General features: G+C 72.2%; 23 protein-coding genes and 1 pseudogene. 16 read left to right on the forward strand and 8 right to left on the reverse strand.

Annotation, left to right across the window (positions count from 1 at the left end; translation table 11 throughout):
• Window positions 1–94: 94 nt before the first annotated feature.
• From LZ495_RS02425 to LZ495_RS02440, 4 genes are all read right to left on the reverse strand, one after another.
• Window positions 95–1,738 carry an ABC transporter substrate-binding protein gene (locus tag LZ495_RS02425; protein WP_235050140.1) on the reverse strand — a complete coding sequence of 548 codons (1,644 nt, stop codon included), beginning with the start codon at window positions 1,736–1,738 and terminating at the stop codon, window positions 95–97.
• Window positions 1,735–2,748 carry an ABC transporter permease gene (locus LZ495_RS02430; RefSeq protein WP_235050141.1) on the reverse strand — a complete coding sequence of 338 codons (1,014 nt, stop codon included), beginning with the start codon at window positions 2,746–2,748 and terminating at the stop codon, window positions 1,735–1,737. Before LZ495_RS02430 ends, LZ495_RS02425 begins: the two co-directional genes overlap by 4 nt.
• A complete protein-coding gene (locus tag LZ495_RS02435; RefSeq protein WP_235050142.1) occupies window positions 2,741–3,700 on the reverse strand; it encodes an ABC transporter permease in 960 nt (319 codons plus the stop codon). Before LZ495_RS02435 ends, LZ495_RS02430 begins: the two co-directional genes overlap by 8 nt.
• Before the next feature lie 106 nt (window positions 3,701–3,806).
• Complete coding sequence (locus LZ495_RS02440; RefSeq protein ID WP_235050143.1) at window positions 3,807–4,490, reverse strand: biliverdin-producing heme oxygenase; 684 nt, start codon at window positions 4,488–4,490, stop codon at window positions 3,807–3,809.
• A 263-nt stretch (window positions 4,491–4,753) separates the two neighbouring features.
• Between LZ495_RS02440 and LZ495_RS02445 the strand changes: the two genes are divergently transcribed.
• The 8 genes from LZ495_RS02445 (at window position 4,754) to LZ495_RS02480 (ending at window position 13,167) form a co-directional block, all read left to right on the forward strand.
• Window positions 4,754–5,461 carry a neocarzinostatin apoprotein domain-containing protein gene (locus LZ495_RS02445; protein WP_235050144.1) on the forward strand — a complete coding sequence of 236 codons (708 nt, stop codon included), beginning with the start codon at window positions 4,754–4,756 and terminating at the stop codon, window positions 5,459–5,461.
• 33 nt (window positions 5,462–5,494) lie between these two features.
• A complete protein-coding gene (locus LZ495_RS02450) occupies window positions 5,495–5,836 on the forward strand; it encodes a DUF2470 domain-containing protein (RefSeq protein WP_235050145.1) in 342 nt (113 codons plus the stop codon).
• Window positions 5,837–6,132: 296 nt separating this feature from the next.
• The gene (locus LZ495_RS02455; protein ID WP_235050146.1) at window positions 6,133–7,605 is read left to right on the forward strand and encodes an MDR family MFS transporter; all 1,473 of its coding nucleotides are present in this window, start codon (window positions 6,133–6,135) and stop codon (window positions 7,603–7,605) included.
• A gap of 135 nt (window positions 7,606–7,740) precedes the next feature.
• Window positions 7,741–8,262 (forward strand): PadR family transcriptional regulator, encoded by a 522-nt coding sequence (locus LZ495_RS02460; RefSeq protein ID WP_235050147.1) that lies wholly within the window; start codon window positions 7,741–7,743, stop codon window positions 8,260–8,262.
• Window positions 8,259–8,987, forward strand: coding sequence for an ABC transporter ATP-binding protein (locus LZ495_RS02465; RefSeq protein ID WP_372498505.1), 729 nt, complete (start codon window positions 8,259–8,261; stop codon window positions 8,985–8,987). The genes LZ495_RS02460 and LZ495_RS02465 overlap by 4 nt, the downstream gene beginning before the upstream one ends.
• Complete coding sequence (locus LZ495_RS02470) at window positions 8,984–11,449, forward strand: FtsX-like permease family protein (RefSeq protein ID WP_235050148.1); 2,466 nt, start codon at window positions 8,984–8,986, stop codon at window positions 11,447–11,449. The genes LZ495_RS02465 and LZ495_RS02470 overlap by 4 nt, the downstream gene beginning before the upstream one ends.
• A gap of 133 nt (window positions 11,450–11,582) precedes the next feature.
• Window positions 11,583–12,341 carry a D-alanyl-D-alanine carboxypeptidase family protein gene (locus LZ495_RS02475; RefSeq protein ID WP_235050149.1) on the forward strand — a complete coding sequence of 253 codons (759 nt, stop codon included), beginning with the start codon at window positions 11,583–11,585 and terminating at the stop codon, window positions 12,339–12,341.
• Window positions 12,342–12,486: 145 nt separating this feature from the next.
• Window positions 12,487–13,167 carry a response regulator gene (locus LZ495_RS02480; RefSeq protein ID WP_235050150.1) on the forward strand — a complete coding sequence of 227 codons (681 nt, stop codon included), beginning with the start codon at window positions 12,487–12,489 and terminating at the stop codon, window positions 13,165–13,167.
• Here LZ495_RS02480 and LZ495_RS02485 read toward each other — a convergent pair.
• Window positions 13,101–13,913 (reverse strand): TetR/AcrR family transcriptional regulator, encoded by an 813-nt coding sequence (locus LZ495_RS02485; protein WP_235050151.1) that lies wholly within the window; start codon window positions 13,911–13,913, stop codon window positions 13,101–13,103. The two genes, LZ495_RS02480 and LZ495_RS02485, sit on opposite strands and share 67 nt — an antisense overlap.
• 71 nt (window positions 13,914–13,984) lie before the next feature.
• On the opposite strand from LZ495_RS02485, the gene LZ495_RS02490 reads away from it, so the two are divergent.
• Complete coding sequence (locus tag LZ495_RS02490; RefSeq protein ID WP_235050152.1) at window positions 13,985–14,785, forward strand: TauD/TfdA dioxygenase family protein; 801 nt, start codon at window positions 13,985–13,987, stop codon at window positions 14,783–14,785.
• Window positions 14,786–14,870: 85 nt separating this feature from the next.
• On the opposite strand, the gene LZ495_RS02495 is transcribed toward LZ495_RS02490, so the two are convergent.
• A complete protein-coding gene (locus tag LZ495_RS02495) occupies window positions 14,871–15,815 on the reverse strand; it encodes a tyrosine-protein phosphatase (protein WP_235050153.1) in 945 nt (314 codons plus the stop codon).
• Window positions 15,816–15,963: 148 nt separating this feature from the next.
• Here LZ495_RS02495 and LZ495_RS02500 point away from each other — a divergent pair, with 148 nt between their 5' ends.
• The 5 genes from LZ495_RS02500 (at window position 15,964) to LZ495_RS02520 (ending at window position 21,528) form a co-directional block, all read left to right on the forward strand.
• Window positions 15,964–16,887, forward strand: coding sequence for an RDD family protein (locus LZ495_RS02500; protein ID WP_235050154.1), 924 nt, complete (start codon window positions 15,964–15,966; stop codon window positions 16,885–16,887).
• A 123-nt stretch (window positions 16,888–17,010) separates the two neighbouring features.
• Complete coding sequence (locus LZ495_RS02505; RefSeq protein WP_235050155.1) at window positions 17,011–17,667, forward strand: GntR family transcriptional regulator; 657 nt, start codon at window positions 17,011–17,013, stop codon at window positions 17,665–17,667.
• Window positions 17,664–18,959, forward strand: a complete 1,296-nt coding sequence (locus LZ495_RS02510) for an MFS transporter (RefSeq protein WP_235050156.1) — start codon at window positions 17,664–17,666, stop codon at window positions 18,957–18,959. Before LZ495_RS02505 ends, LZ495_RS02510 begins: the two co-directional genes overlap by 4 nt.
• A gap of 124 nt (window positions 18,960–19,083) precedes the next feature.
• Window positions 19,084–20,187, forward strand: a complete 1,104-nt coding sequence (locus tag LZ495_RS02515) for a hypothetical protein (RefSeq protein WP_235050157.1) — start codon at window positions 19,084–19,086, stop codon at window positions 20,185–20,187.
• A gap of 234 nt (window positions 20,188–20,421) precedes the next feature.
• Window positions 20,422–21,528, forward strand: coding sequence for a hypothetical protein (locus LZ495_RS02520; RefSeq protein WP_235050158.1), 1,107 nt, complete (start codon window positions 20,422–20,424; stop codon window positions 21,526–21,528).
• 56 nt (window positions 21,529–21,584) lie between these two features.
• On the opposite strand, the gene LZ495_RS02525 is transcribed toward LZ495_RS02520, so the two are convergent.
• Entirely contained in the window at window positions 21,585–22,472 is an 888-nt protein-coding gene (locus LZ495_RS02525) for an AraC family transcriptional regulator (RefSeq protein ID WP_235050159.1), read from the reverse strand.
• Between the two features lie 187 nt (window positions 22,473–22,659).
• Here LZ495_RS02525 and LZ495_RS02530 point away from each other — a divergent pair, with 187 nt between their 5' ends.
• Window positions 22,660–24,303 carry an AMP-binding protein gene (locus LZ495_RS02530; protein WP_235050160.1) on the forward strand — a complete coding sequence of 548 codons (1,644 nt, stop codon included), beginning with the start codon at window positions 22,660–22,662 and terminating at the stop codon, window positions 24,301–24,303.
• A gap of 484 nt (window positions 24,304–24,787) precedes the next feature.
• On the opposite strand, the pseudogene LZ495_RS02535 reads toward LZ495_RS02530, so the two are convergent.
• Window positions 24,788–25,771 (reverse strand): annotated as a pseudogene (locus LZ495_RS02535) (serine/threonine-protein kinase); the annotation flags it as partial.
• Between LZ495_RS02535 and LZ495_RS02540 the strand changes: the two are divergent.
• The gene (locus LZ495_RS02540) at window positions 25,754–26,695 is read left to right on the forward strand and encodes an amidohydrolase family protein (protein WP_235050161.1); all 942 of its coding nucleotides are present in this window, start codon (window positions 25,754–25,756) and stop codon (window positions 26,693–26,695) included. The pseudogene LZ495_RS02535 and the gene LZ495_RS02540 sit on opposite strands and share 18 nt — an antisense overlap.
• Window positions 26,696–26,704: the final 9 nt, after the last annotated feature.

Consider the following 26,704-nt stretch of genomic DNA (forward strand, 5'->3'; position numbering starts at 1 on the left):
TCCGTCCGTCGGGGTCGGTCGGGGCGGTGCGGTGGTGCGTCGCCGGATCGGTCGGGGTGGGCAGTGGGTGGGCGCAGTGGGTGGGCGGGTCGGGTCAGGCGTCGGTGAAGCGCAGGGTCTGCGGCGACAGGCGGCAGATCTTCAGCTGCGCCTGGTTGAGCGGGCTCAGTTCGGTGCGCTGCGCGACGACGAGTTCGGGGTAGACCGGCGGGAAGATCACCGCGTCCTCGGCGAGGGCGCGGTCCACGGTCTTGAGCGCCGCGATGCGCGCCGCGGGGTCGGTGGTCTGCCAGACGGTGTCGATCGCGGCGTCGACCGCAGGGTTCTTGTACCCGCAGGAGAGCACGTTGGACGACGACGCGGGCGCGAGTGTGAGGTAGTTCGCCGGGCCCGAGGTGAAACCGGACGAGAAGGTGTTCATGAGCATGTCGTAGTCGCCGGACAGCCACTTGTTGGACCACGGGCCGCCGGACAGCTGCTCGATGGTGACCTTGACGCCGATCTTGTCCCAGCCCGCGACCAGGACCTGGGCGAGGTCGCGGACGACCTGGCTGGCGCCGACGGTCAGCGTGAAGGAGCGCTTCTGGGTCTTGGCGCGCGCCAGGTGCTCGCGGGCCTTGGCCAGGTCGGGGGTCGGCGGGTAGACCGCGAGCGCGCTGTCGTAGCCCAGTTCGCCGGGGCCGATCGGGCCCTGGCCGGGGGCGCCCTTGCCGCCGTAGACGCGCGCGAGCACGCCCTCGCGGTCCATCGAGTACGCGATCGCCTTGCGGAAGTCCGGGTCGTCGAACGGCTCGCGCTTGACCATGACATAGGTGAGGACGTCGAGCGGGGCGATCGCGGAGACGACGGCGACGCCCTTCTCCTTCTCCAGCACCGGCAGCGTGGTGTGCGCGGGTGCGGTGATGAGGTCGACCTTGCCCTGCTTGAGGCTGACCGCGCGGGTGTTGCCGTCGGTGAAGACGGTGTACTCGATGCCCTTGAACGCGGCGCCGCCCGGCAGGTCCGCGAACGGAGCTTTGTACTGGCCGCCGTGGTAGCCGTCGAACTTCGACATCGTGAAGCTCTGGCCGGCCACGTAACTGTCCAGCTTGAACGGGCCGGTGCCCATCATCGTGTCCTTGCGCGACACGAAGTCCTTGTGCGTGACCGGCAGGTTCGTCAGGTGCGAGCGCAGCAGGCCGTACGGCTTGGCCAGCACGATCCGCACGGTGCGGGCGTCGGCCTTCTCGAAGCGCAGCACGTAGCCGAGCATGTACGTGATCCACTCGCTGCCCGCGGACAGGTCGAGCATGTGGGTCAGCGTGGCCACCACGTCGTCGGCTGTGAACGGGTCGCCGTTGTGCCAGGTGAGGCCCGGCTTGAGGCGGACCGTCCAGGTGAGCTGGTCCGGCGACACCTCGGGCTCGCCCTCGGCGAGCAGCGGCACCGAGTTCAGCTGGTCGTCGTACGCGTACAGGCTCTCCATCACCGGCTCGGCGATCCACCGGGTGACCTCGGCGCCGGAGTCGAGCGGGTTGAGGCTGCTGGGCGCGGCCGCGACGCCGATGCGCAGGATGCCGTCCTTGTGCCGGTCCGCGACGCGCGAGCCGGAATCGGCGGAGCTGCACGCGGTCAGCAGGCCGGTGCCGCCGAGCGCGAGGCCCGCGGTCAGCCCGAGGAAGCCGCGCCGGCTGGGGCCTGCCGGGCCCGCGATGCCGCCGGCCGTCTCGGTACGGGCCCCCCACGCTGCGCGCGTCACTTCGTCTCCTCTGTCGCGTACCCGGCGGGGATGCCGCCGGTGCTGCCGGTGGTGCCGCCCGGTGCGGCGCCGGCGGGTACGGAACGTACCGACCGGGTGCTCCGGTTCCGGTTCCGGCTGCCGTAGGCCTCGCCGAGCAGATTGAATCCCAGGATGCCGAGCACCAGGACCGCGCCCGGCAAGGTGGCGTACCACCACGCGTCGCCCAGGATCTGGCCGCCGGCGTCGGCGACCAGGTTCCCCAGCGTCGCGTGCGGGGCCGGCACGCCGAGCCCCAGGAAGCTCAGCCCGCCCTCGGCGAAGACCGCGATGGCCATCGCCAGGAACGCCTGGCCGAGCACCGGGGGCAGGACGTTGACCAGCACCTCGCGGAACAGGATCTCGCGTGGCGGCACTCCGAGGCCACGGAGGTTGACCACGTAATCCTCGCGCATCTCCACCACGGTCGCGGCGCGCGCCACCCGCGCGAAGTACGGCACGAACCCGATGCCGATGGCCAGCGCCACGCGCACCCCGTTGCCGATGGTGAGCGGGCCCCAGTGCATGTCCTGGGTGCCGACCAGGCCGATGACGAACATCACGAAGATGAACTGCGGGAGCGCCTGGACGGTCTCGACGCTGCGCATGAGCAGCCCGTCGAGGCGGCCGCCGTGCCGGTAGCCGGCCGAGACGCCGATCGCGGTGCCGACCACCAGCGCGAAGCCGATCGAGGTCAGGCAGATCCACAGCGAGGTCCAGGCGCCTTCGGCGGTGCGCGCGAGCAGGTCGCGGCCGAGGTGGTCGGTGCCGAAGGGGTGCGCGAGGGAAGGGGCCTCGGGGCCGAGCGTGACCAGTTCGGTGGGGCTGCCGTGCAGCTGCCCGACGGTGGCGACCAGCAGGTACGCGACGACGAAGACCAGGCCGGTCCAGCCGGCCGGGCCGAGGTTGCGCAGGTGCCGGAACCGCGCGGGGCGGGCGGCGGACGCCTTGGCGGTGGCGGCCGCGGCGGGCGGGCCGGATCTGTCAGGCACGGTGCAGCCCCTGTCGGGTGCGCGGGTCCACGACGAGGTAGAGGAGGTCGACGACCAGGTTGAGCACCAGGAAGATCGCCGCGGTGGCGACGCAGCCGCCGAGGGCGAGCTGGTAGTCCTGGCGCTGGAACGCGGTGACCATGAGCTGGCCCAGGCCCGGGATCTGGAAGACGTTCTCCACCAGGACGGTGCCGGAGAGCAGCCCGCCGATGAGGACGCCGGCCACGGTCAGGGTCGGCACCACCGCACCGCGCAGCGCGACGCGGCGCAGCACCTCGGTGCGCGAGGAGCCCATGGCCCGGGCGAAGGCGACGTGGTCGGAGGCGTACGCCTCGACCAGGCCGCCGCGCAGCGAGCGGGTGATCATCGCGAAGGCGGCGAGGCCGAGCACGAGTGCGGGCAGCAGCAGGACCTGGAGGTTGCGGACCGGGTCCTCGGAGAACTCGATGTAGCCGCCGGCCCCGGGCAGGAAGTCCGGGTTGTCGACCATGACCAGCAGCACGACCGCGAGCCAGTAGCCGGGCAGCGACATGGCGACCACGGTGACCACGCGGGTGACCTGGTCGACCGCGCGGCCCTGGCGCAGCGCGGACCAGGTGCCGAGTCCGACGGCCGGGACGACCGCGAGCAGTGCGGCGAGGAGGCCCAGTTCGAGGGAGACCGGCAGGGCGCGGCCGATCTGGTCGGCCACCGAGGAGCCGTCGTAGAGGGAGACGCCGAAGTCGCCGGTGAGCAGGCCGCCGATGTAGTCGAAGTACTGGACGACGAGCGGCCGGTCCAGGCCCATCTTGTGCTCGACCGCGGCGCGGGCGACGGGGTCGGCGGCGACCTGCGGGGCGAGCTGGTTGACCGGCGAGACCGGGGAGGCGTGCAGCAGCAGGAACATGGCGGTGACGACGGAGAACATCACCACGAGCACGCCTATCGCGCGCCGCAGGATGTACGTGGCCATGTTCCGCTCCTGTTGAGTTGCCTGGTTCGCTGCGCGGCCGTGGGGTGGGACACCGGTTCGTCTCGGCTATCCCACCCCACGGCCGATGCGCGTGGACGGCGGGGGGTCACTCCGCCTTGCGCCACTGCTCCATCTCGGCACCCAGGTCCTGCAGCACGGCGCTGTTGACCGCGTATGCGAACAGCACCTCCTGGATGATCCGCTCCTTCTCCTCGTCGTCCCACGGGCCGTTGTCCAGGGACGCGCGGTAGCCGGTCTTGAAGGCGTCCAGGTCGCCGACCGCCTCGAAGTTGTAGAACTCGGTGCCTTCGTTGCCCTCGAGGCCGAAGTGACGGCGCATCAGCTTGGCGATGTGCTGGCCGCCGGACATGTCGCCGAGGTAGCGGGTGTAGTGGTGCGCGACGTAGCCGCCGGGCCAGTCGAAGCACTTCTCCCGTATGCGGTCGATGTAGCGCTGCGTGGCGGCGTTGGCCGGGTACTTCTCCTGCCAGCCTTCGCCGGCCAGGAAGAGCATGTCGGCTTCCAGCGCGGCCATGCGGTCCAGGCTCTCCGGGCAGAACGGTGCCGCGACGGCGTCGTCCCGCATGACCACGGAGGCCTGCTCCAGGACCTCGTACGCCCAGTAGTGCTGGGCGACCATCGCGGTGTACGCGTCGCGGGTGAGTCCGCCGCGCATCAGGACGTCGAGGAAGCCCTCGCCCTCGGCGCTCTGGTGGCTGCCCCAGGAACGCTTGCGGATGAGTGCGGAGAACGTTTCTTCGGCGGTCTCTGCGGTTTCGGTCGTGGTCATCGTTTGAGTCCCCTTGGCACGGCCCATGACAGGCCTAGAACGGCATCGGTACGACAAGCTGCCGAACCGCAGTGTGTTCGGCTCCGTACGCTGCCGTCAAGAACTTGCCGACATCTTGTCGGAACGATGTCGGAGGTGCATTCTTAGGCCCCAAGGGGTCCGGGGGAAGGCCCCGGCGATGCGCACCATGATGATGAGGGTAGCCTAACCTCCGCAACGAACGTACGCCGGTGTACAGGCCGTTGACCTGGGAGTTAAGCAGCGTGACCATCCTTACCCGCCGCACGGCCGGGGCCCTTGCCGTCCTGTCCCTGCTGCTTTCCTGGCTGTTCCTGAGTGCGGGCAGCGCCCACGCGGTCGGCGTGAGCATCACCGCCTCGACCTCCACCGGCCTGGATCCGGCAGGCCAGACGATCACGGTCACCGGGAAGGGCTTCAATCCCGGCATCAAGCTGTTCCTGACCGTCTGCGACCCGAGCAAGGGCGCCGGCCGGGCGTGCGATGTGATCAACTTCAAAATGGTGGACACCGATTCCGCCGGCGGCTTCGTCGCCGAGTACAAGCCGGTCGCCAAGTTCGGCACCACGGACTGCCTGGCCACGCCCTGCGCGCTGCAGACCAGCTGGATGGGCAACGGCAAGGACCGCACCCAGGAAGCCACCCTCGCAGTGAACTTCACCGGCGGCGTGCCCGCGTCGCTGCCGACCGCACCGCAGCCGACCGGCGGCCCGAGCGGTGCGCCGTCCGCCCCCGCGACCGGCGGCGGCTCGTCCGCCGCCGCGACCGGGAACCCGGGCGGTGCGGTGCCCGAGGCCTCCCCGGGCGCGGGCAGCGCCGACAGCACCGCGGGCGCCGCGGAGAAGTCCGACGACAGCTCGTCGACCGGCATCGTGATCGGCGTCATCGCCGCCGTCGTGGTGGTGGTCGGTGCGGGCACCTACTTCTTCGTGCGCCGCCGCAACGCGAACTGACGTCACATCAAGTCCCTTCCGGAGGCGCGACCCATGACCACCACCCCCGCTGCACAGGACGCGACGGCCAACCCGTTCGGCCCGGACGTCGTGGCGGCGATCACCAAGCACATGAACGACGACCACCCCGACGACAACCTGCTCATCGTGCGCGGGCTCGGCGGGCAGAAGGACGCCACCGCCGCGACGATGACCGGGCTCGACGGACTCGGCGCGGACTTCACCGCGGTGGTCGAGGGGGCCGGCACCGCGGTGCGCATCCCGTGGGAGCGCGAACTGACCGAGCGCCGCGAGGTGCGCGTCGAGGTCGTGCGCCTCTACAACGAGGCCTGCGCCGCGCTCGGCATCGAGCCGCGCCAGGAGGGCGAGCACTGAGCTCCCCCTCGGGGAGCCGCAGGGACAGCGGGAGCCACAGGGACCGCGGGGACCGCAGCCGGATCGTTCGGATCCAAATGTAATCCGTGCCACAATCCGGGCCCGGGAGGAATTCCTCCCGGGCCCGGTGCGTTGCGCCACGTTGGCGCAGTGCCGGGGCGCAGACCCGGAGCCGTGCCTGCCCGTGCACAGGCAGCAGTCCCCGCGCGCCCGGCGCGCCGTACTCGGCACGCCCGCACACCCGTCCCGAAGTGTCCGCGGTCCCCGGCCCGCACTGCCCCCAGGAGTCCGCCCATATGGCATCCCCAGGCCGATCGTCTTTGCCCGAGCTGAACCAGAAGGTCGTCGTCGGTGCGGTGTTCGTGGCCGCGATGTTCGTGAACATCCTGGACATCACGATCATCAACGTCGCACTGCCGGCCATCGGCGAGGACTTCGGGGTGGCCCCCTCGGAGCTGGGCACGGTCGCGGTCGGCTACCTGGTGAGCCTCGCGGTCTTCATCCCGGCGTCCGGCTGGCTCGGCGACCGGTTCGGCAGCAAGCGGGTCTTCCTGGCCGCACTCGCGATATTCACGGGCGCATCCGCCCTGTGCGGGTTCGCCCAGAGCCTCGATCAGCTGGTCCTCTTCCGCATCCTGCAGGGTGTCGGCGGCGGCCTGCTGACCCCGGTCGGCATGGCCATGATGTTCCGCGCGTTCCCGCCCGAGGAGCGCGTGCGCGCCTCGCGCGTGCTGATGGTCCCCACCGCGATCGCCCCCGCGCTCGGCCCGGTCCTCGGCGGCCTGCTGGTCGACAAGGTCTCGTGGCACTGGGTCTTCTTCATCAACCTGCCGGTCGGCGCGGTCGCCCTCGTCTTCGGCGCGCTGTTCCTCAAGGAGCACCACGAGCCCGGTGCGGGCCGCTTCGACCTGCCGGGCTTCCTGCTCGCCGGCGTGGGCTTCGCGCTCCTCATGTACGCGCTGAGCGAGGGCCCGGGCAAGGGCTGGGACTCGCCGCTGATCATCGGCACCGGCATCGCGGGCGCGGTGCTCCTCGTCGCGATGGTCTGGTACGAGCTGCGCGCCACCGAGCCCATCCTCAAGCTGCGCCTGTTCGGCGACCGGCTCTTCGCCAGCACCAACACGGTGTCGCTGCTCGGCTCGGCCGGCTTCCTCGGGCTGCTGTACGTCTACCCGCTGATGGGCCAGCAGGCCTTCGGCTGGAGTGCGCTCAAGACCGGTCTGCTGACCTTCCCCGAGGCGTTCGGCGTGATGATCACCTCGCAGATCGTGTCCCGCATCTACCCGAAGGTCGGTCCGCGCCGCCTGATGGCGGTCGGCCTGGCCGGTATCGCCGCGGCCGCGCTGATGCTGAGCTTCACCGACCAGCACACCTCCCCCGCGGTCTTCGTGGCCATCCTCTTCTTCACCGGCGTCTCGCTGGCCTTCAACATGATCCCGATGCAGGCCGCCGCGTTCGCGAAGACCAAGCCCGAGGACAGCGCCTCGGCGTCCACGCTGTTCAGCACGCAGCGCCAACTCGGCTCGGCGCTTGGCATCGCGCTGCTGAGCACGGTCATCGCCGCGGTCGGCGCGTTCACCGTGGGCCCGGGCGGGGCGGTGTCCCCGAACCTGGACGCGTACCGCGCGGCCTTCTACACGGCCGCGGGCATCGCGCTGGTCGGTGCGCTCGCCGCGCTGACCGTCCGCGACAAGGACGCCGCATCGACGATGCGCAAGCCCGAACCGGTCCCGACCGAGGCCTCCGCATCGGATGCGGTCACCGCCTGACCTGCACGAATACCGAAGGGCGGCGCGGCCACGGGCCGGCGCCGCCCTTCGGCGTATCCGGCCGGGAGCCGCCCCCGAACGGCTGCACACTCGGTGTATACACCGGAGGTATACCTCGTGTGTATAGTCGTCCTCATGATTAGCCACACGCTGCTCGGCCTGCTGGAGTCCGGGCCCCGGCACGGATACGACCTCAAGCGCGCGTTCGACGACCGCTTCGGGAAGAGCAAGCCGCTGGCGTACGGCCAGGTCTACGCGACGCTGTCCCGGCTGCTGAAGAACGGCCTGGTCGAGGTCGAGGGCATCGAGCACGGCGAGGGGCCGGACCGCAAGCGGTACGCGATCACCGCGGAGGGCATAACCGACGTCGCGGCGTGGCTGGGCCGCCCGGAGAAGCCCGAGCCGTACCTGCAGAGCACGCTGTTCACCAAGGTCGTGATCGCACTGCTGACCGGCCGCAGCGCGGGCGACCTGCTGGACACCCAGCGGGCCGAGCACCTGCGCATGATGCGCGAGCTCACCGAGCGCAAGAAGGGCGGCGACCTCGCCGACCAACTGATCTGCGACCACGCGCTGTTCCACCTGGAGGCGGACCTGCGCTGGCTGGAGCTGACCGAGGCGCGCCTGGACCGGCTGAAGGCCGAGGTCGCGCTGTGACCGCGGCCCCCGAGGCACGCTCCGCCGCGCCGCATGTCCCGGCGGCGGCCCCGGCGCAGCTGCTGGTCGCGCGCGGGCTGCGCAAGGCGTACGGCCCGACCCCGGCGTTGGAGGACGCGGCCTTCGAGATAGCCGCCGGCGAGGTCGTCGCGGTGATGGGCCCGTCCGGCTCCGGCAAGTCCACGCTGCTGCACTGCCTGGCCGGCATCGTGCCCCCGGATGCCGGCGAACTGCGCTACCAGGACCGCGACATGGCCGCCATGTCGGACCGCGAGCGCAGCGCGCTGCGGCGCCGGGCGTTCGGCTTCGTCTTCCAGTTCGGGCAGTTGGTGCCCGAGCTGACCTGCGGCGAGAACGCCGCCCTGCCGCTGCGGCTCGGCGGCGTCAAGCGCCGCGAGGCGGCCCGCCGCGCGGCCGAGTGGCTGGACCGGCTGGAAGTCGGGGACGTCGCGGACAAGCGGCCCGGCGAGGTGTCCGGCGGCCAGGGGCAGCGGGTGGCCGTCGCCCGCGCGCTGGCGGCCGAGCCGCGCATCCTGTTCGCCGACGAACCCACCGGCGCCCTCGACTCGTTCAACAGCGAGCGCGTGATGACCCTGCTCACCGAGGCGGCCCGGGAGTCCGGCGCCGCGGTGGTGCTGGTCACCCACGACGCCCGGGTCGCCGCGTACTCGGACCGCGAAGTCGTCGTGCGCGACGGCCGCACCCGCAGTTGGGCGACGGCGTGAGCGGGCCGGAGGCGGACGGCACCGGCGGCATGTCCGCGTGGCTGCGCGACCTCGGGATGGGCGCCCGGTTCGCCGTCACGGGCGGCGCCGGAAGCTGGTTCCGCTCGCTGTTCACCGTCGTCGGCATCGCGCTGGGCACCGGACTCCTGCTGCTCGCCACCGCCGTGCCGGGTGCCTTGGACGCCCGCGAGGCCCGCGGCGAGGCCCGCGTCGAACGGTCGGTCGCCCCGTACAGCAGCTGGGTCCAGGGCAAGGTCCTTCCGGTCGACCCGGCCACCGCCGCGGCGGACGCGGCAGCGTCCCGGCCGCGGCCGGACACGCTCCTGGTCGGCAGCGCCGACACCGAGTTCCGCGGGAACGAGATCCGCGGCCGGCTGCTGCAACCGGACGGTGCCGACGCTCCCCTGCCGCCCGGCCTGAAGGCCTTCCCCGGCCCGGGCGAGATGGCGGTCTCCCCCGCGCTCGCCGACCTGCTGAGCGCGCCGGGCAGCGAACTGCTGCGCGAGCGGCTGCCGTACAAGACCGTCGCGACGGTCGGCGACAGCGGTCTCACCGGCCCCGCCGAACTCGTCTTCTACGCGGGCAGCGACAGGCTCACCCTGGACGTGGCCGAGCGCGTCGACGGATTCGGGCGGCCGCACCAGCCCAGCGAACTGGGCCCGCTGCTCACGCTCCTCGCGGTGACCGTCTTCGTCGTACTGCTCACCCCGGTCCTCGTCTTCGTGGCGGTCGCCTCGCGGTTCGGCGCCGCCGCCCGCGACCGGCGCATGGCCGCGCTGCGCCTGGTCGGCGCGGACCTGGCCATGACCCGGCGGATCACCACCGGCGAGCTGCTGGCCACCGCGGCGGCCGGCAGCGTCCTCGGCATCGTCTGCTTCGTGGTCGGCCGGGAGTTCGTGCGCGACGTGGAACTGTGGGACGTCAGCGCGTTCCCCGCCGACGTCACGCCCTCGCCCGGCCTCGGGCTGCTGGTGGTGCTGGGCATCCCGGCCGCCGCGGTGGCCGCGGGCCTGATGGCGCTGCGCGGCGTCACCGTCGAACCGCTCGGCGTCGTACGCCGCGCCGAACCGCCACAAGGGCGCTGGTGGCTGCGGCTGGTGCCGGCCCTGCTCGGGCTGGTGCTGCTCCTCCCGATGCTGCGCGGCCCGGAAGAGCCGACCGAGTCGGTCAACATCTACGTGCTGTCCGCGGGCATCGCGCTGCTCCTGCTCGGGCTGACCGCGCTGATCCCCGGCCTGGTGCGGTTCGCCACCGCCCGGCTCGGCGGCGGCCCGGTCGCGTGGCTGCTCGGCGTGCGGCGGCTCGGCTCGGGCAACGCGGCGTCGGTCCGCGTCGTCAACGGCATCGCGGTGGCGGTCGCCGGGGCGATCGCGGTGCAGATGCTGCTGACCGGCATGGAGTCGACGTTCACCCAGGCCACCGGGCAGCGCCCGGACCTGGCCGACATGCGGGTGACCGTGCAGGCCGGACCGGAGAGCGTCGAAAAGCTGGCCGCCGTCGCCGCAGCGCCCGGCGTCGAGAGTGTCGTGGCGTTCTCGGAGAGCGCGGCCACCGACGGAACCTCCGAAAAGCTCCAGCACGTCGCGGTCGCCGACTGCGCGGCCATGTTCGTACTCGCGGGGATCGCGGACTGCCGTCCCGGGGACGTCTTCTCGGTGAGCTTCGCGCCCCGGCCGCCGAGGGGTGCGGAACCCGATGGGTACGGCGTTCCGGGGTCGCCCGCGCTGCCCGGGAGCGATGCGGCGGCGGGGGCGGACGGCGGGTTCGCACCCGGCACGGCGGTCCGGCTCACCCTGCCCGGTACGGAGAACGAGACCGTGCCGTGGACCGTCCCGGCGACGGTGCGCAGGACCCAGCTCGCGCAGGATGTCGCACCGCTCGGCGGCTCGGGGCTGTACATCACCCCCGAGGCGCTGGCCGGCAGCGGCTACCGGGCGATGGCCGCGGCGGCGTACGTCCGGCTCGTCCCCGGGTATCAGGACTCCGCCGAGCAGGTGCGTACCGCGGTCGCCAAGATCGATCCGACCGCGAATGCGCACGCGCTGGCCGAGCGCAGCCAGGTCCGGAAGTACACCAACATCAAGCGCGGGCTGTTCATCGGCGCGGTGGTCACGCTGCTGCTCATCGCGGTGAGCATGCTGGTCGCCATGCTGGAGCAACTGCGCGAGCAGCGTCGCCCGCTCGCCGCCCTGGCGGCGATCGGCACACCGCACCGCACGCTGGCGCTGTCGGTGCTGGCGCAGGCCGCGATCCCGGTCCTGGCCGGCCTGGCACTGGCCGTGGCCGGCGGCGTCGGACTCGGGACGGTCCTGCTCGGCGTCGCGGCCCACCCGGTGGCGGTCGACTGGTCGTACGTCGCGACCGTGGCCGGCCTGGGCGCGGCAGCGGTGTTCACCGTCGCACTGCTGGGCCTGCCGCCGCTGTGGCGGCTGGTCAAACCGGAGAACTTGCGCACCGAGTAACGCGCCTCTGTCCGTCACTTCTGTCCCCCTCACTGCAGTCCGTTGCGCCGGGCCCGGCCCGCCGCAGCGCGATCCGCCATGCCCGCACGCCCCGACCCCGGGGCCGGGCCTTGCCGAAAGGAACAGGCAAGCCATGAACCCCACTTTCGTATCCCCGGGATCCCCCGAGCCCCGTCCCGGCTCGGGCACCGCCACCGGCACCGGCCGCCGGTCCGCGCGCAAGCGCGTCCGCGTCCCCATCGTGATGCTGTGGGTCGGCACGGTCACCGTGTCGACCGGCATCGGGACCGCGCTCGGTGCGACGGTGTTCGCGGACATGGGGCGCGGCAGCCCGGACACGGTGACGGTGTCGAACCCCTTCGCCGGTCCGCGGGCCACACCGAGCGGCTCGGGCGCTCCAGGGCCGGCGCCGAACGCCGCCGGCAGTAAACCGGCTTCGGGCGCGTCCGGGAGCACGCCGAGCGAGGTCACGGTCCGCTGCGACGCCGGCGACGGCGCGGACATCCCCGACCCGGGCGCCACCGACCCGGACAAGCTCGCCCCTGGCGCGCGGGCCGCGTACCGCAAGGCCGAGGAGGCGATGGCGGCGGCGAAGATCACCCTCACGCTGCGCTCCGGGGCCCGGACGTACGAGCACCAGAAGCTCCTGTGGGACACCGAAGTGGCATGCAAGGGATCGGAGTCCGCGGCCCGCGCCCGGGTGCTGCCGCCCGGCGAGTCCTCCCATGTGCAGGGCACGGCCATCGACATCGCCCCGAAGGCCGCGCAGACCTGGCTCGAACGCAACGGCTCGCGCTTCGGGTGGTGTCGGATGTACGACAACGAGCCGTGGCACTTCGAATACTCCGCGTCGTACACCGCCGGCTGCCCGGACCGGAAGCCGCACCCCTGACCGGCTGCGGATCCGGTCGTTCCGGTCGATCGGCCGGTTCCCGTCGCCGCCGCCCGGTATGGGCCGCTAACGTTGCCCCAGCGGCCGTGCCGGGTGTGCCGCCCAAGCCCCCGGCCTCGCCGAACTCTCGCTCGCAGGAGACGCATTGGTCGAGCAGAACGACTGGGGCAAGGCCCGGATCCTGCTGGTCGACGACCGGCCGGAGAACCTCTTGGCGCTGGAGGCCACACTTTCCGCGCTGGACCAGCAGCTGGTCCGTGCCGGATCGGGCGAGGAGGCCCTCAAGGCCCTTCTCCTCCAGGAGTTCGCGCTGATCCTCCTGGACGTGCACATGCCGGGCATGGACGGTTTCGAGACCGCCGGGCACATCAAGGCCCGGGAGTCGACGCGCGACATCCCGATCATCTTCCTGACCGCGGACGACCGCAGCACGCACCACACCTTCCGCGGCTATGCGGCCGGCGCGGTCGACTATGTGACCAAGCCGTTCGATCCGTGGGTGCTGCGGTCGAAGGTCGCGGTCTTCGTGAAGCTGTACGCCCAGCAGCGGCAACTCCGCGCCCAGCAGGCCGCCTTCGCCGGGGGCGCGGAGGCCGCGGAGGCCGCGGGGGCGACGCCGTCGGCGGCGTTCCTGCGCAGTTTCGCGCGTGCCGCCGAGGTGTCGCTGGCCGAGGCCGAGGAGTCCGCGGCCGGGCTCGCCGACCGCTTGCGGGACGCCAAGGACGGCGAATCCGCGGCAGCCGCCGACCGGTTGACCGGTCAGCTGGCGGACTTGCGCCGTGCGCTGGACGAACTGGCGGCGCGGCTCCCGGCCCGGGAACCGTGAGCCCGGCCGCCTGACGCGCGTGCCGGGTTGGCCCCGGTTCCGATTCCCGTCCCGGATTCGGGGGCGGTTCCGGGTCCAGGGTCGGTTCCGGGTTCGGGTTCGGGTTCGGCGAGCACGCCGACCGCTGCGGCCTTGAGTTCGCCGATCAGTTCGTCGAACGGCAGGTCGATCTCCACGCCGTCGGCGAGCCGCCGCTCGGTGTCCGCGAGCGTCGCCGTCACCAGCAGGTGCATGAGCCGCAGCCGCAAGGCCCGGCGGGCCGGGGCCTGGCCGGGCGCGGCGGCCGCGAGTGCCGCGTCCAGCCGGGCCAGGACCTCGCGGACGCCGCCGGTGGTCTCCGCGCCGAGGGGCGGGGTGACCGGGGCGCCTTCGAGGGTGAAGCGGTGGATGAAGCGTGCGTAGTGGCTGTCCGCGCGGCCGTCGCGCATGGCCTCGGCGAGCGGGCGCACATAGACGTCCACCAGCCGGTCCAGCGCATCGAGCGCGCCCGGCCCGGTCGCGGGCAGATCCTCGGGCAGCGAGGCCAGGAGTTCGAGGCGGCGCCGGTTGAGGGGGGCCAGCCGGTCTTCGTAGAGCGCGCGGACCAGGGCGTCGCGCGTACCGAAGTGGTACTGCACCGCGGAGTTGTTGCGCTGGCCGGCCGCCGCGCCGATCTCGCGCAGCGACACGTCGGCGACGCCGCGTTCGGCGAAGAGGCGTTCGGCCGCGTCCAGGATCCGGGCGCGGGTCTCGGTCTTGACATCCACGCGAGGAGTGTAAGACATTCCGTCTCACATCATTAAGACAGATTGTCTCAACACTCTCTGCGAGGTGCGGCATGCTCGACGTACGCCCGCTCACCCCTGCCATCGGCGCCGAGGTCCACGGGCTCGATCTGCGCGGCGGCCTGGACGCCGCGACGTACGCGGCGCTCACCGACGCACTGCACACCCACCAGGTCCTCTTCTTCCGGGACCAGGACATCACCGCGCACCAGCAGCGGGATTTCGCCGCGGGTTTCGGGGTGCTCCAGCACTTCCCGTTCGGCCGTCCCGCGGCCCCCGACCTGCCCGAGGTGATGGTGCTGCCCACCGACGGCTCGGGGCCGAAGGTCTCCAATGCCGACACCTGGCACAGCGATGCGACGTTCCTGGCCCGGCCCCCGATGGGCACGATCCTGCGCGCGGTCACCCTGCCTGCGCTCGGCGGGGACACGTTGTGGGCGGACATGGAGAGCGCGTACCAGGCGCTGTCCGCGCCGCTGCGGGAGATGCTCGACGGGCTGACCGCGGAGCACGACTTCACCAAGTCCCGGGCGCACCGCGGCGGGGACAAGGACGCGCTGCCGCCGTCGGTGCACCCGGTGGTGCGCACGCACCCGGCCACCGGGCGGCGCTGCCTCTACGTCAACCGGGTGTTCACCACCCGGATCGTGGAACTGGACGCCCGGGAGAACGAGTTGATTCTTCCGTACCTCTTCGAGCACGTCGCCCGCCCGGAGTTCCAGGTGCGCTTCCGGTGGCGGGCGGGCGACGTCGCCTTCTGGGACAACCGCAGCACGCAGCATTACGCCGCCTACGACTATGCGGGCCCGCGCGTGATGCACCGCATCGTCATCGAGGGCGACGAGCCCCGCTGACGCAGGGCGTGCCGTTCAGCCGCAGGGCGCGTGCTTCGGTCGGCTTCGGTCGGCTTCGGCCGGCTTCGGCCGGCTTCAGTGGGCGTCAGTCCAGCAGGCGGGCGCGCAGGTGGCCGACGGTGCTCGGCGACAGGCGCAGCCCGCGCCGGATGTAGCGGTCCACCGAGCCGTACTCGCTGCGCATCACGGCAAGCGACTCCTCGATGTATTCGGGGCGTTGCTCCATCAAGGGACGGATGAGCTCCACGTCGATGCCGCGCGAGCGCAGGAAGGCGTAGGTCGCCTCGTTCGAGGCCCGGCGGTAGACGTTCGAGAGCATGTAGTCCTCGACGATCGTCGCGCGCGGGACGTCGAGGGCCTCCAGCAGCAGTGCGCTCATCCAGCCGGTGCGGTCCTTGCCTGCGGTGCAGTGGTACAGCAGCGCGTTGCCGCTGCGGTCCTCGGCGATGCGGCGCAGGGTGTCGCCGAAGCCGGCCCGGCCCGCGTCGGACAGCACCATGTTGCGCTGCCCTTCGAGCATGAGCGCGGCGCCCTTGCCGCCGCCCAATATCTGCTCCAGGTAGCCGAGGTCGCCGGTCGCGAGCGCGCGCCCGATGGCCTCGGCCATCGCGCCGCCCGCGGCGTCCAGGACCGGGCTGAGCACCTGCTGCGCCCCGGGCGGCAGGCGGTCCGCGCCGTCCTTGGCGATCTCCGGGGCGCCGCGGAAGTCGACCACGGTACGCACCTTCAGACCGGCCAGCTTGGCCAGGTCCGCATCGGTCAACTTGCCGAGCGCGTCGGCGCGGTAGACCCGCCCCCACCGCACCCGCCGCCCGCACCCGGCGCGGTATCCGCCGAGGTCGCGCGTGTTCACCGCGCCCGCCAGCGGCACGAGCCGCTCCCGGGTCCCGGTGCCGCCTCCGTGCGCGGCCGCGGTACCGGGCAGCAGAGCCGCGCCGGCGGCCCCCGCGATCCCGACCATGAAGCCGCGGCGCCCCAAGGCGCCCGCGCGTCCGCTGTTTTCCGGCAGGCCGGCAGAGCCTGATCCCATGGTTCCTCCGTCGATGGGCGACAAGCGGAACTTGGTCTACCAGGTGTGTCCTACGAGTGGAACAGCGTCGCCGGTCAGGCGGCCTTCGGCGTTCGGCTGCGTGCGGGCGGGACGACTGCCTACGCTGGGGCGATCGACCGTGCGCTGGGTGGGGCAGCGCGGGGAGGCGGTCGCGGGGTGGGGGTGCACGGTGTCGGGATGGCCTTACGGGCAGCAGTCCGGTTCTCCGCAGGATCCGTACGATTCGCAGAGTCCGCAGAGTCCGCAGGGGTATCCGGGTTATCCCGATGCGGCCCCGGGCGGCATTCCGGGGCAGGCCGGGCCTGCGGACCCTTACGGGCAGCAGTACGCGTACCCGGCCGCGCCGAGCGCGGGATACCCCGGCGCCGCGCCCAGCGCGTCTCCCGCCTATTCGTCCGGCTATCCGTCCGGCCCCGACTACAGCTACTCCCACGACGGTCCGGATGAACCGCACAAGGACTTCGGGCTCCGCCGCAAGCGCGTGCTGGCCCGGGTGCTCGACCTCGTCCTGCTGGTCGTGCTGTGGGCGGTGCTCATCGGGACGTTCCTGCGGCAGATCCAGCAGCGCGCCGCGGAGGTCGGCTCGGACGTCATCCTCGACCTGCTCCGCAACCCCACGGCCGACGACGCCGAGGTGCTCGACGTGATCGAGGGTGCGCAGCTGGATGCCGTGCACGACATCAGCGTGCTCGTGCTGTGGTTCGGGGTGGCGATCTATCTCCTGCCGCTGGTCTACGAGTTCGTCTTCCTTGCGGTGTTCGGCCGGACGCCCGGGAAGATGCTGTGCGGGCTGGCGGTCCGCGCCAAGTCCGACCCCGACGGCCGCAAGGTGCGGTTCCGCGGCATGATCCGCGCGCTCGTCTTCACGGGCGTACCGTCGGGCGTCTTCTACCTGACGGTCGTCGCCCACGAAAACGGCGACACGGCCCTCGCCGGCGTGGGCTGGCTGGTCCTCCTGGCCGGCATCGCCGCGCTGTGGCTCATGCTCACCCCGGCCCGCCGCGGCCTCCACGACCTCCTCAGCGGAACGGTCGTCGTCTCCACCCGCTGAGCCGGGCCGCGTCCGTCCACATCTCGGTCGCACCGCGTCCACACCGCATTCGCACCTCGGTCGGAATCGTCCGAATCGCGGACAGGACGCACCCCCGCCAGCTGTTGTATCTATCTTGTGCGCATGTCTTCTCCCCAGGTCCCTCGGCAGGCGTCCGCGCCGGAGCGCGTCTACCGGCACGTCAAGCAAGGCGTGCTGGAGCGGCGCTACGAGGGCGGAGCATTGCTCACGGAAGGGGAGCTCGCCGAGGCCGTGGGGGTGTCGCGTACGCCGGTGCGCGAAGCGCTGCTGCGTCTGGAGGCGGAAGGGCTGCTGAAGCTCTACCCGAAGAAGGGCGCGCTGGTGCTGCCGGTCTCCGCGCAGGAGATCGCCGACGTGGTGGAGACCCGGCAGCTCGTCGAGGAGTACACCGCACGCAAGGTCGTCCCCGCGCCGCCCGCGCTGCTGGACCGGCTCGAAGAGCTGCTGGCGCGGCACCGGGAGGAAGCCGCTTCCGGGGACCTCGCATCGGTGGCGGTGACGGACCGGTGCTTCCACGCCGAAATCGTGCGGGCCGCGGGCAACGACATCCTGGCGAAGCTCTACGACCAGCTGCGCGACCGGCAGCTGCGGATGGGGGTGGCCGTCCTGCACGCGAACCCGGACCGCATCGCGAAGTCGCTGGCCGAGCACGCGGAGATCCTGGACGCCCTGCGGGCCGGCGACGCCGAGGCGGTCGTCGGCGCGGTGCGCCGGCACGTGACCTGGTTCTCGGACCTGGCGCACGGCGGTACGCGGTGAGCGCGGCAGCGGCCTACGGCCCGCCGGGCGGGCGCCAGGCGATCGCCGTGTGGTCGGTGGGCGTCTCGGTCTACTTCGTCGCGGTGATCTTCCGGACCTCGCTGGGCGTCGCGGGCCTCGACGCCGCGGACCGGTTCGGGGTCAACGCCTCCGCGCTGGCGGCGTTCTCGATCCTGCAGCTGCTGGTGTACGCGGGCATGCAGATACCCGTCGGGCTGCTCGTCGACCGGCTCGGCACCAAGAAGGTGCTGACCATCGGCGTGGTGCTGTTCACCGCGGGCCAGTTGGGCTTCGCCTTCTCCCCGTCGTACGGCTTGGCCCTCGCCTCGCGCGCACTGCTCGGCTGCGGCGACGCGATGACGTTCATCAGCGTGCTGCGCCTGGGCACCCGGTGGTTCCCGGCCCGGCGCGGGCCGATCGTCGCGCAACTGGCCGCACTGGCCGGCATGGCTGGGAACCTCGTCTCGACACTCGTGCTGGCCTGGCTGCTGCACGAGGTCGGCTGGACCGCGGCGTTCGCCGGAAGCGCGGCCGCGGGTGCATTCGTCCTGGTGCTGTTGCTCCTGTTCCTCAAGGACCATCCGGAGGGCCACGAGCCGCCGCGCGTGGCCCAAGCGGGCTCGGCGTACGTACGCGAGCAGATAGCCGCGGCGTGGCGCGAGCCGGGCACCCGGCTGGGGCTGTGGACGCACTTCACCACGCAATTCCCGGCGATGGTCTTCCTGTTGCTGTGGGGCATGCCGTTCCTGGTCGAGGCGCAGGGCCTGTCGCGCGGGACCGCGGGCGGGCTGCTCACCCTGGTCGTGGTGAGCAACATGGTGTTCGGCGTGGCGTTCGGCCAGGCCATCGCCCGACGGCACACCGCACGGCTGCCGGTCGCGGTCGGCACGGTCGCGTCGACCGCGGTGCTGTGGGCGGCCGCGATCGGCTACCCGGGCGACGCGCCGATGTGGCTGCTGATCGTGCTGTGCGTAGTGCTTGGGGCGTGCGGTCCGGCATCGATGATCGGCTTCGACTTCTCGCGCCCGGCCAATCCGCCGGAGCGCCAGGGCACCGCGTCCGGGATCGTCAACATGGGCGGGTTCGTGGCGTCCATGACGACACTGCTGGCCGTCGGCGTCCTGCTGGACGCGACCGGCGACAACTACCGGATCGCCTTTGCATCGGTCTTCGTACTCCAGGCCTTCGGCCTGACCCAGATGCTGCGCCTGCGCAAGAAGGCCGCCTGCCGCGAGCGCGAACACGAGCGGCTGGTCGCGGCATCGTCCGCGCCGGTGGAGGCGTCCGTATAGAAGAAGCGTGCCCCAAGGCGGCCGGGAATCACGGCATTTGCCCCCGACCGCGACGGACGTCCTGCCACACTCGCTCGCAGGGCCCGCGAGCCCGCGGCCGTACGCATCCTTGGGGGAGGAACCCGTGCCAGAGCCCATCCAACGCCCGGCCACCGACGACCAGTTGCGCATGGCGGCGGACCGTGCCGCGGGGCAGTGGATCGACGAGACCGAGCGCGGCCTGAACGACCGCTGGGTCGCGCTGCGGCCCGACTCCGCCGCACTCGCCGCAATCGCCGCGGAGGACCGCCGCCGCTGGTGGTCCGACCGCCTGAGCTCGTACGCACACGGCCGCATCCGGCTCTGGCGCAACGGCGCACGCCCCGACCGCCGCGCCATCGCCGAGGAGGCTTACGCCCAACTTCTGACCGTCCAGCCCCGCCCCGGCGAAACGGACCTGGCCCGCCCCGCGGGCGACGTCCAGCGCCTGCTCACCGACACGGTCACCGCGACCCCCGCCGGCGCCCCGCACGCCGCGGCGGCCCGGAGCGTCGACACCGCACTCGCCGCCCTCGCCGCCGAAGCGGTCGTCCTGGAAGAGCTGCGTACCGGCAAGGCCGCCGAAGTCACCCTCGCCTTGCGGCAACTGAACGAGCCGCTCCGCCGCATCCGGCGGCACAAGGAGGACACCGCCGGACCGGACGAGTTGAAGCGCACGCTCCTGGCCCCGGACTTCACCGCCGCCGCGGCCCTGGAACGCAGCCTCCCCGACCTCCGCCGCCTCGCCGACGAAGCCGACCGCGCCCTCGACCGGATCCTCGACACCCCGCTGCTGGACCGCTGCCGCGCCGCGATGAACCCCTACCACGCCGCCCGCACCGCCATCCCGCCCGCAGTCGGCGAACTGAGCCGCATCCTCAGCCTCCTGGACACCGCCACGGACACCTACTACACCCGGTTCGGCATCAGCCCGGAACGCCACGAGCGCGCGGCCCGCCACACCGACTTCTACGGCGCCCCCGCGATCCGCGCCCTGTGCGCGATCAAGGACGACGCGATCGCGGCTTACGCCTTGATCGCTCTCTCCGACCCCGCCGACGAGGCCCACTTCCGCGCCATCTGGCCGGCCGGCACCAGCCAGGAAAAGCTCCAGTCCGCCTACGAACACAAGGGCCGCCTAGCCCAGATAGCCGATGCCAAAGCAAAGTCCGGCTACCCCCGCGAGGACCGCTCCAGCTCCGCCCAGTAGCCGAAGGCCACGACAGGAGCAGGGACGGGACCGGCCGGTCGCGGCGTCGACGGTACCGGTGGAGGCGTCCGCATGGGTCCCGGCGCGGGCGTCCGGCCAAGCGCCGGCGCGGGCCCGGGGCCACCAAGGCACGGGGAAATCATAGGATTTGCCCCTGGGCGTGACGGGCGCGCTGCCACACTCGCAGCAGGGCCGCCGAGCCCGCGGCCAGACGCGTCCTTGGGGGAGGAACCCGTGCCAGAGCCCATCCAACGTCCGGCCACCGACGACCAGTTGCGCATGGCGGCGGACCGCGCCGCGGGGCAGTGGATCGACGAGACCGAGCGCGGCCTGAACGACCGCTGGGCCGCGCTGCGGCCTGAATCAGCCGCACTCGCCGCAATCGCCGCGGAGGACCGCCGCCGCTGGTGGTCCGACCGCCTGAGCTCCTACGCACACGGCCGCATCCGGCTCTGGCGCAACGGCGCACGCCCCGACCGCCGCGCCATCGCCGAGGAGGCCTACGCCCAACTTCTGACCGTCCAGCCCCGCCCCGGCGAACAGGACCTGGCCCGCCCCGCGGGCGACGTCCAGCGCCTGCTCACCGACACGGTCACCGCGACCCCCGCCGGCGCCCCGCACGCCGCCGTGGCCCGGGCCGTCGACGCGGCACTCGCCGCGCTCGCCGCCGAAGCGGCCGTCCTGGAGGAACTGCGCAGCGGCAAGACCGCCGAAGTCGCCCTCGCCCTGCGGGACCTTGATCCGATGCTCACCCGGATCCGGCAGATCGACGAGAGCGGAGCCGAGCCGGGGAGCCTGAAGCGGATGGTGCTGGACCCGCACCTCGCGGCCGCGGCAGCGCTGCGGCGCAGCCTCCCCGACGTCCGGCGCCTCGCCGACGAGTCCGACCGTGCTCTCTCCGCCGCGCTGGACACCCCGCTGCTGGACCGATGCCGGACCGCGGTGACCCCCTACCCCGCCGCCCGCGCCGCCGTACCGCCCGCGGCCGACGAACTCCACAAAATCCTCGGCCGCCTGGACACCGCCGAGGCCACCTACGACCGGCGGTTCGCCAACAACCCCGAGCTCCTGAAGCACGCGATGCACCAGGTGGAGTTCTACGGCCCCGCCGCCATCCAGGCGCTGTGCGCGATCAGCGGGGAAAGGACGGTGCAGGAAGCCCTGGCCAACCTCGCGGACCCGGGCCGGGAAGGGGAGTTCCGCTCCTTCTGGCCGGCCGGCACCGACCAGGAGGACCTGGAATCCGCCTTCCAGCAGGCCGCCCGGCGTCCGCGTACCCCCATGGAGCACGGCAAGTCCGGCTACGTACGCGAGGACCGCGTGAACTCGGCCATGGGGTAAGCGGCCTGGACGTTCCCGGTCGGCGCCCACGCATTCCCGCCGGCGCCGACCGGGACTCACACCGCGGCCGGCGGGATCCGCTCGACCGGGATCCAGAGTTCGGCGTCGGCGTGCGTGCCGTCCGCCGACAGCACGGTGTGGACCATCTCCGGGCCTGGCCGGGTCCGGTACGGGTTGGCCGGGAACCATTCGGTGAAGACGTCGCGCCACAGGAACTGCAGCGTCTCGGGGAACATCCCCGAGCTCGCGAACACCGCCCAGGTGCCCGCCTCGACGGGCAGCGCGTCGAGGTCGTCGGGGACCGTCGACACGCTGCTGACCGCGCCGTACCAGTAGTCCAGTTCGGTGCCTTCGGCGCGGCTCTCCCCTATGTCGTGGCTGACGTTGACGATGCCCTCCGGCTCCTGGTCGGCCAGGGCCGCGATGCGCGCGGTCGTCTCGGCACCGATGCCGCGGACGAACGCGACGATGTCCGGGTTCATGCCGACGTGCACGAGCGGTACGCGCGCCTTCTTGCCGATGAGCCGGAAGGCGTCCTTCTCCACCACGCGGTAGCGCATGCTGCTGCTCCCTTCGACGGTCAGGCGGAAGGACATGCGCGGCTGCGCGTTCAGCACCGCGCCGGACTGCCGGGCCTCGGACGGCCCGATGCCGTGCACGGCCCGGAACGCCCGGGCGAACGCGTCGCCCGAGCCGTAGCCGTACCGCACCGCGATGTCGAGCAGCGTCCGCTCGCCGGCCAGCACTTCGGCGGCCGCCACGGTGAGGCGGCGGCGCCGGACGTACTCCGACAGCGGCATCCCGGCCAGCGCCGAGAACATGCGCCGGAAGTGGTACTCGGACGTCGCCGCGAGCCGGGCGAGCACCGCCGGGTCGATCTCGCCGTCGAGGTGGCGCTCGATGTGTCCCAGAGCCTCGTTGAGCCCGTCCAGGCCGTCCAGCACGTGCTGCCGTCCTTCCGCCTTCGCCGGGACGGGCCTGCTGCCCGGCCCCTGGCGATCTCCACGGACTCCACGTTAAAGAGCCTCGGACCTCTCGCATCCGACATACCGTGCCCGGTACGGTCGGGTCCCCGCCGGACACAAAACGGCTGGGACGCGGAGAAACGTCTGGTCACCGGAGGAGCCGGCCATGGAGAACGCGGTGCACGCCGAGCACGCCCTGTCGTACGCGGCCGGTCCGACGGACTCGCCGCTGCTGGACGAGACGATCGGCGCGAACTTCGACCGGACCGCGGCTGCGCACCCCGATCGGCCGGCGCTCGTGGACCGGGCCGCGGGGGTGTCCTACACGTACCGCGAACTGGCCGATGCCGTGGACGCCTTCGCGCTGGGGCTGCTGGCCCGCGGCGTGACCGCGGGCGACCGGGTGGGCATCTGGTCGCCGAACTGCGCGCAGTGGGTGCTGACGCAGTTCGCGACCGCGAAGATCGGCGCCATCCTGGTGACGGTCAACCCGGCGTACCGCACGCACGAACTGGAGTACGTGCTGCGCCAGGCCGGCATCCGCATGCTGGTGTCCGCGTCCACGTTCAAGACCAGCGACTACCGCGCGATGGTCGGCGAGGTGCGCGCATCCTGCCCCGCGCTGGAAGACGTGGTGTTCCTCGACGGCCCCGACTGGGACGCGGTGGTGGCGGACGGGCGCGCTCTCGACCCGGCGCGGCTGACCGAGGCGGCCGCGGCGCTGAGCCCCGGCCAGCCGATCAACATCCAGTACACCTCGGGGACCACGGGCTTCCCGAAGGGCGCGACGCTGTCGCACCGCAACATCCTCAACAACGGCTGGTTCGTCGCCGAGCTCCAGGGCTGGACGCACGAGGACCGGGTCTGCCTGCCAGTCCCGTTTTATCACTGTTTCGGCATGGTCATGGGCAACCTCGGGGCCGTCGCGCACGGTTCGTGCATCGTGATCCCGGCGCCCGCCTTCGACGCCGCGGCGACGCTGGCCGCGGTGCAGGACGAGCGCTGCACCGTGCTGTACGGCGTCCCCACGATGTTCATCGGCGTGCTCGCCGACCCCGGCTTCGCGTCGTACGACGTGTCGTCGCTGCGTACCGGCGTGATGGCCGGCGCACCCTGCCCGGTGGAAGTCATGAAGCGGGTGATCGGCGACCTGGGCATGACCGATGTGACCATCTGCTACGGCATGACCGAGACTTCGCCGGTGTCCACGCAGACCCGGGTGAACGACAGCCTGGAGCAGCGCGTGTCGACAGTCGGCGCGGTCCACCCGCACGTCGAGGTGAAGGTCGTCTCGCCCGACACCGGCGAGATCGTGCCGCGCGGCGAGTCCGGCGAACTGTGCACGCGCGGCTACTCGGTCATGACCGGCTACTGGGACGAACCCGAGAAGACCGCAGAGGCAGTCGACGCGGACGGCTGGATGCACACCGGCGACCTGGCCACGATGGACGGCGACGGCTACCTCAACATCGTGGGCCGCATCAAGGACATGGTGATCCGCGGCGGCGAGAACATCTACCCGCGCGAGATCGAGGAGTTCCTGTACACCCACCCGGACATCGTCGACGCGCAGGTGATCGGCGTACCGGACGAGAAGTACGGCGAAGAGCTGATGGCCTGGATCAAGGTCCGGCCGGGTGCGGACGTGCCGACCGCGGAGACGCTGCGCGCGTTCTGCACGGGACGCCTCGCGCACTACAAGATCCCGCGGTACGTGCACGCGGTCGACGAGTTCCCGATGACGGTGACCGGGAAGATCCGCAAGGTGGAGATGCGGGAGACGGCGGTCGAGTTGCTCGGCCTCGGCTGATCTCAGCCCGTCCAGAGCGCGAGTTGCAGGACAGCGAACCAGAGTAGGCCGACCGACTGCCCGATTCGGGTGGCAGTGCGGTCGGATGCTCCGAGCGCATCCGCACACGCGTGCACCGACCCGTAGACACCGTGCGGCCCTGCGGGACGTTCACCAAGAAGCTGCTACTGGCCGACCCTCCGACCCGGACTCGGACCGTCGGAGCATGCACGGTGATGGCGAAGTCCCGGGTTGCCCCCGGTGCAACCGTCCCGACCTCGGCGCCTTCCACGACGACGTGGAGCGGTTCGCTGCCGCCGACGCGGTTGTTGACCTTGACCCATCCGCGAACCGCGTTGTCCGGAGGAGTCCGAGGGGTCCGAGGGGTCCGAGGGGCTGCGGGCCCGGCTTCGCGCTCGCGTCCGGGTGTGCGCGGCCGTTCGCGTTCATGCCGGGTCGCCGCGCCGCCGCCGTACGCCAGGCCGTCCAGCATGGCCAGGGCGGCCTGGACGGTGAGCCGTCGGACCGGGTCTTTCAGCAGCAGCCCGGCGATCAGCGGGCCCGGCGCCGGCGCCTTCCGCATCGGCGGCGGGTCGTGCAGCGCGACCGCGGCAAGCGTGGCCGTCGGGGTCTCGCGCCGGAACGGGGAGACGCCCTCGACCGCCTCGTACAGGGTCGCCCCCAGCGAGAAGAGGTCACTCGCGGGCAGGTCTTCCTTGCCGTCGAACCGCTCGGGGGCCATGTACTCGGCGGAGCCGATCACGCTGCCGGTGACGGTGAGCGCGGTGTCGGCCTGGTGGACGGCGATGCCGAAGTCGGTGAGCAGGATGCGGCCGTTCGCGGCCATCATGACGTTGGCGGGCTTCACATCGCGGTGCACGATGCCGACCGCGTGTGCCGACTGCAGCGCGTCCAGCAGGGCCCGGGCGACCGCGATGCCGCGCTCGATGCCCAGGACGCCGTCCCGTTCGAGGTGGCGGTCCAGTGAGCGGCCGTCGACGAGCTGCATGACGGTCCACGGGACGTCGTCCTCGACGACCACGTCGTGGACCGCGACGATGTGCGGGTGGTCGCGCAGCTTGGCGGCATTGCGGGCCTCGCGCGCCGCGCGGGCGACGCGTTCACGGTGCTCCCGGCCGGTGGCCGTGGGCGGCAGCAGGACCTGCTTCACCGCGACCTCGACGTCGAGCTCCGTGTCGTGGGCCTTCCACACGTGCCCGAACCCGCCGGACGCCAGGCTCGCGACGAGCCGGTACCGCCCGCCGACCAGGCGCCCCGGGCGCACATCCGCCGCCATCTCGTCCCCCATGCAGGTCGGCGCCGACGCCGGCCCGACGCCCGGCGACCACGCGAAAGCGCCCCGAGAATAACGGGATTCACCTTCCATCGGGCAGGCCGGACGCAGAAGGCGCCATCCCCCGGACGGCCTAGCGCAGGCGTAGCCTCGAACCCCTGCGGTCACCCGCGGCACATGACCATCGACCTTCATGCGCACTATTACCCTGCCGAGCTGCTGGACCTGATGGACCGGCACGGGGCCACGACGACCGGCAACGCCCGGGGCACAGGCGGAGGCGGAACGCCCGAGGAGTTGGAGCAGCGGTTCGCGCTCATGGACAAGGCGGGGGTGGACCGGCAGGCGATCTCCTTCGTGCCGCAGGCCCCGTACTTCGCGGACCAGGCGGCTGCGGTGGAGACGGCGCGGGTGGCGAACGATCTGTTCGCGCAGGCCGCGGCGGAGAATCCGGCGCGGTTCAGCGTGCTGGCGACGCTGCCGCTCCCGCACGTCGACGCGAGCCTTGCGGAACTGGACCGGGCGCTCGCGCTGCCGGGCGTACGCGGGGTGGCGGTGTTGACGACGGTGCTCGGGCAGTCGCTCGCGGCGCCCGAGCACCAGCCGCTGTTCGCGGAGCTGCACCGGCGCAAGGCCACGGTCCTGGTCCACTCGGCAGGCGAGGGCTGCGACTGGCCGCTGATCAACGACCACGGCCTCGCCTGGACAGTCGGTGCGCAGATCGAGACGACCGTGGCGATCGTGCACCTCATGCAGGCCGGGATCGTCGAGCGCTACCCGGACATCAATTTCGTGCACATCGGGCTGGGCGGCCTGGTCGGGTCGTTCCTGAGCCAGTTCGACACGCAGGAGACCTGGTACATGCCGCGCGGCCATGCCCGGCCGAGCGACCTGGTCAAGCGCATGTACTACGACACGTGCGCCTCGCACGGCCCGGGGTTGCGGGCGCTGGTCGAGTCGGTGGGCGCCGACCGGGTCGTGCACGGCAGCGACTTCCCGTTCTGGGGCGGCGAGCTGTACCCGCGGTCGACGGAGTACGTGCGGACCGCCGGGTTCTCCGCCGGCGAGACGGAGGCCATCCTCGGCGGCACCGCGGAACGGCTGCTGGGCCTGGGCTGACCACGGACT

Origin of the sequence: Yinghuangia soli (assembly GCF_021502675.1) — a bacterium.
GTDB classification, from domain to species: Bacteria; Actinomycetota; Actinomycetes; order Streptomycetales; family Streptomycetaceae; genus Yinghuangia; species Yinghuangia soli.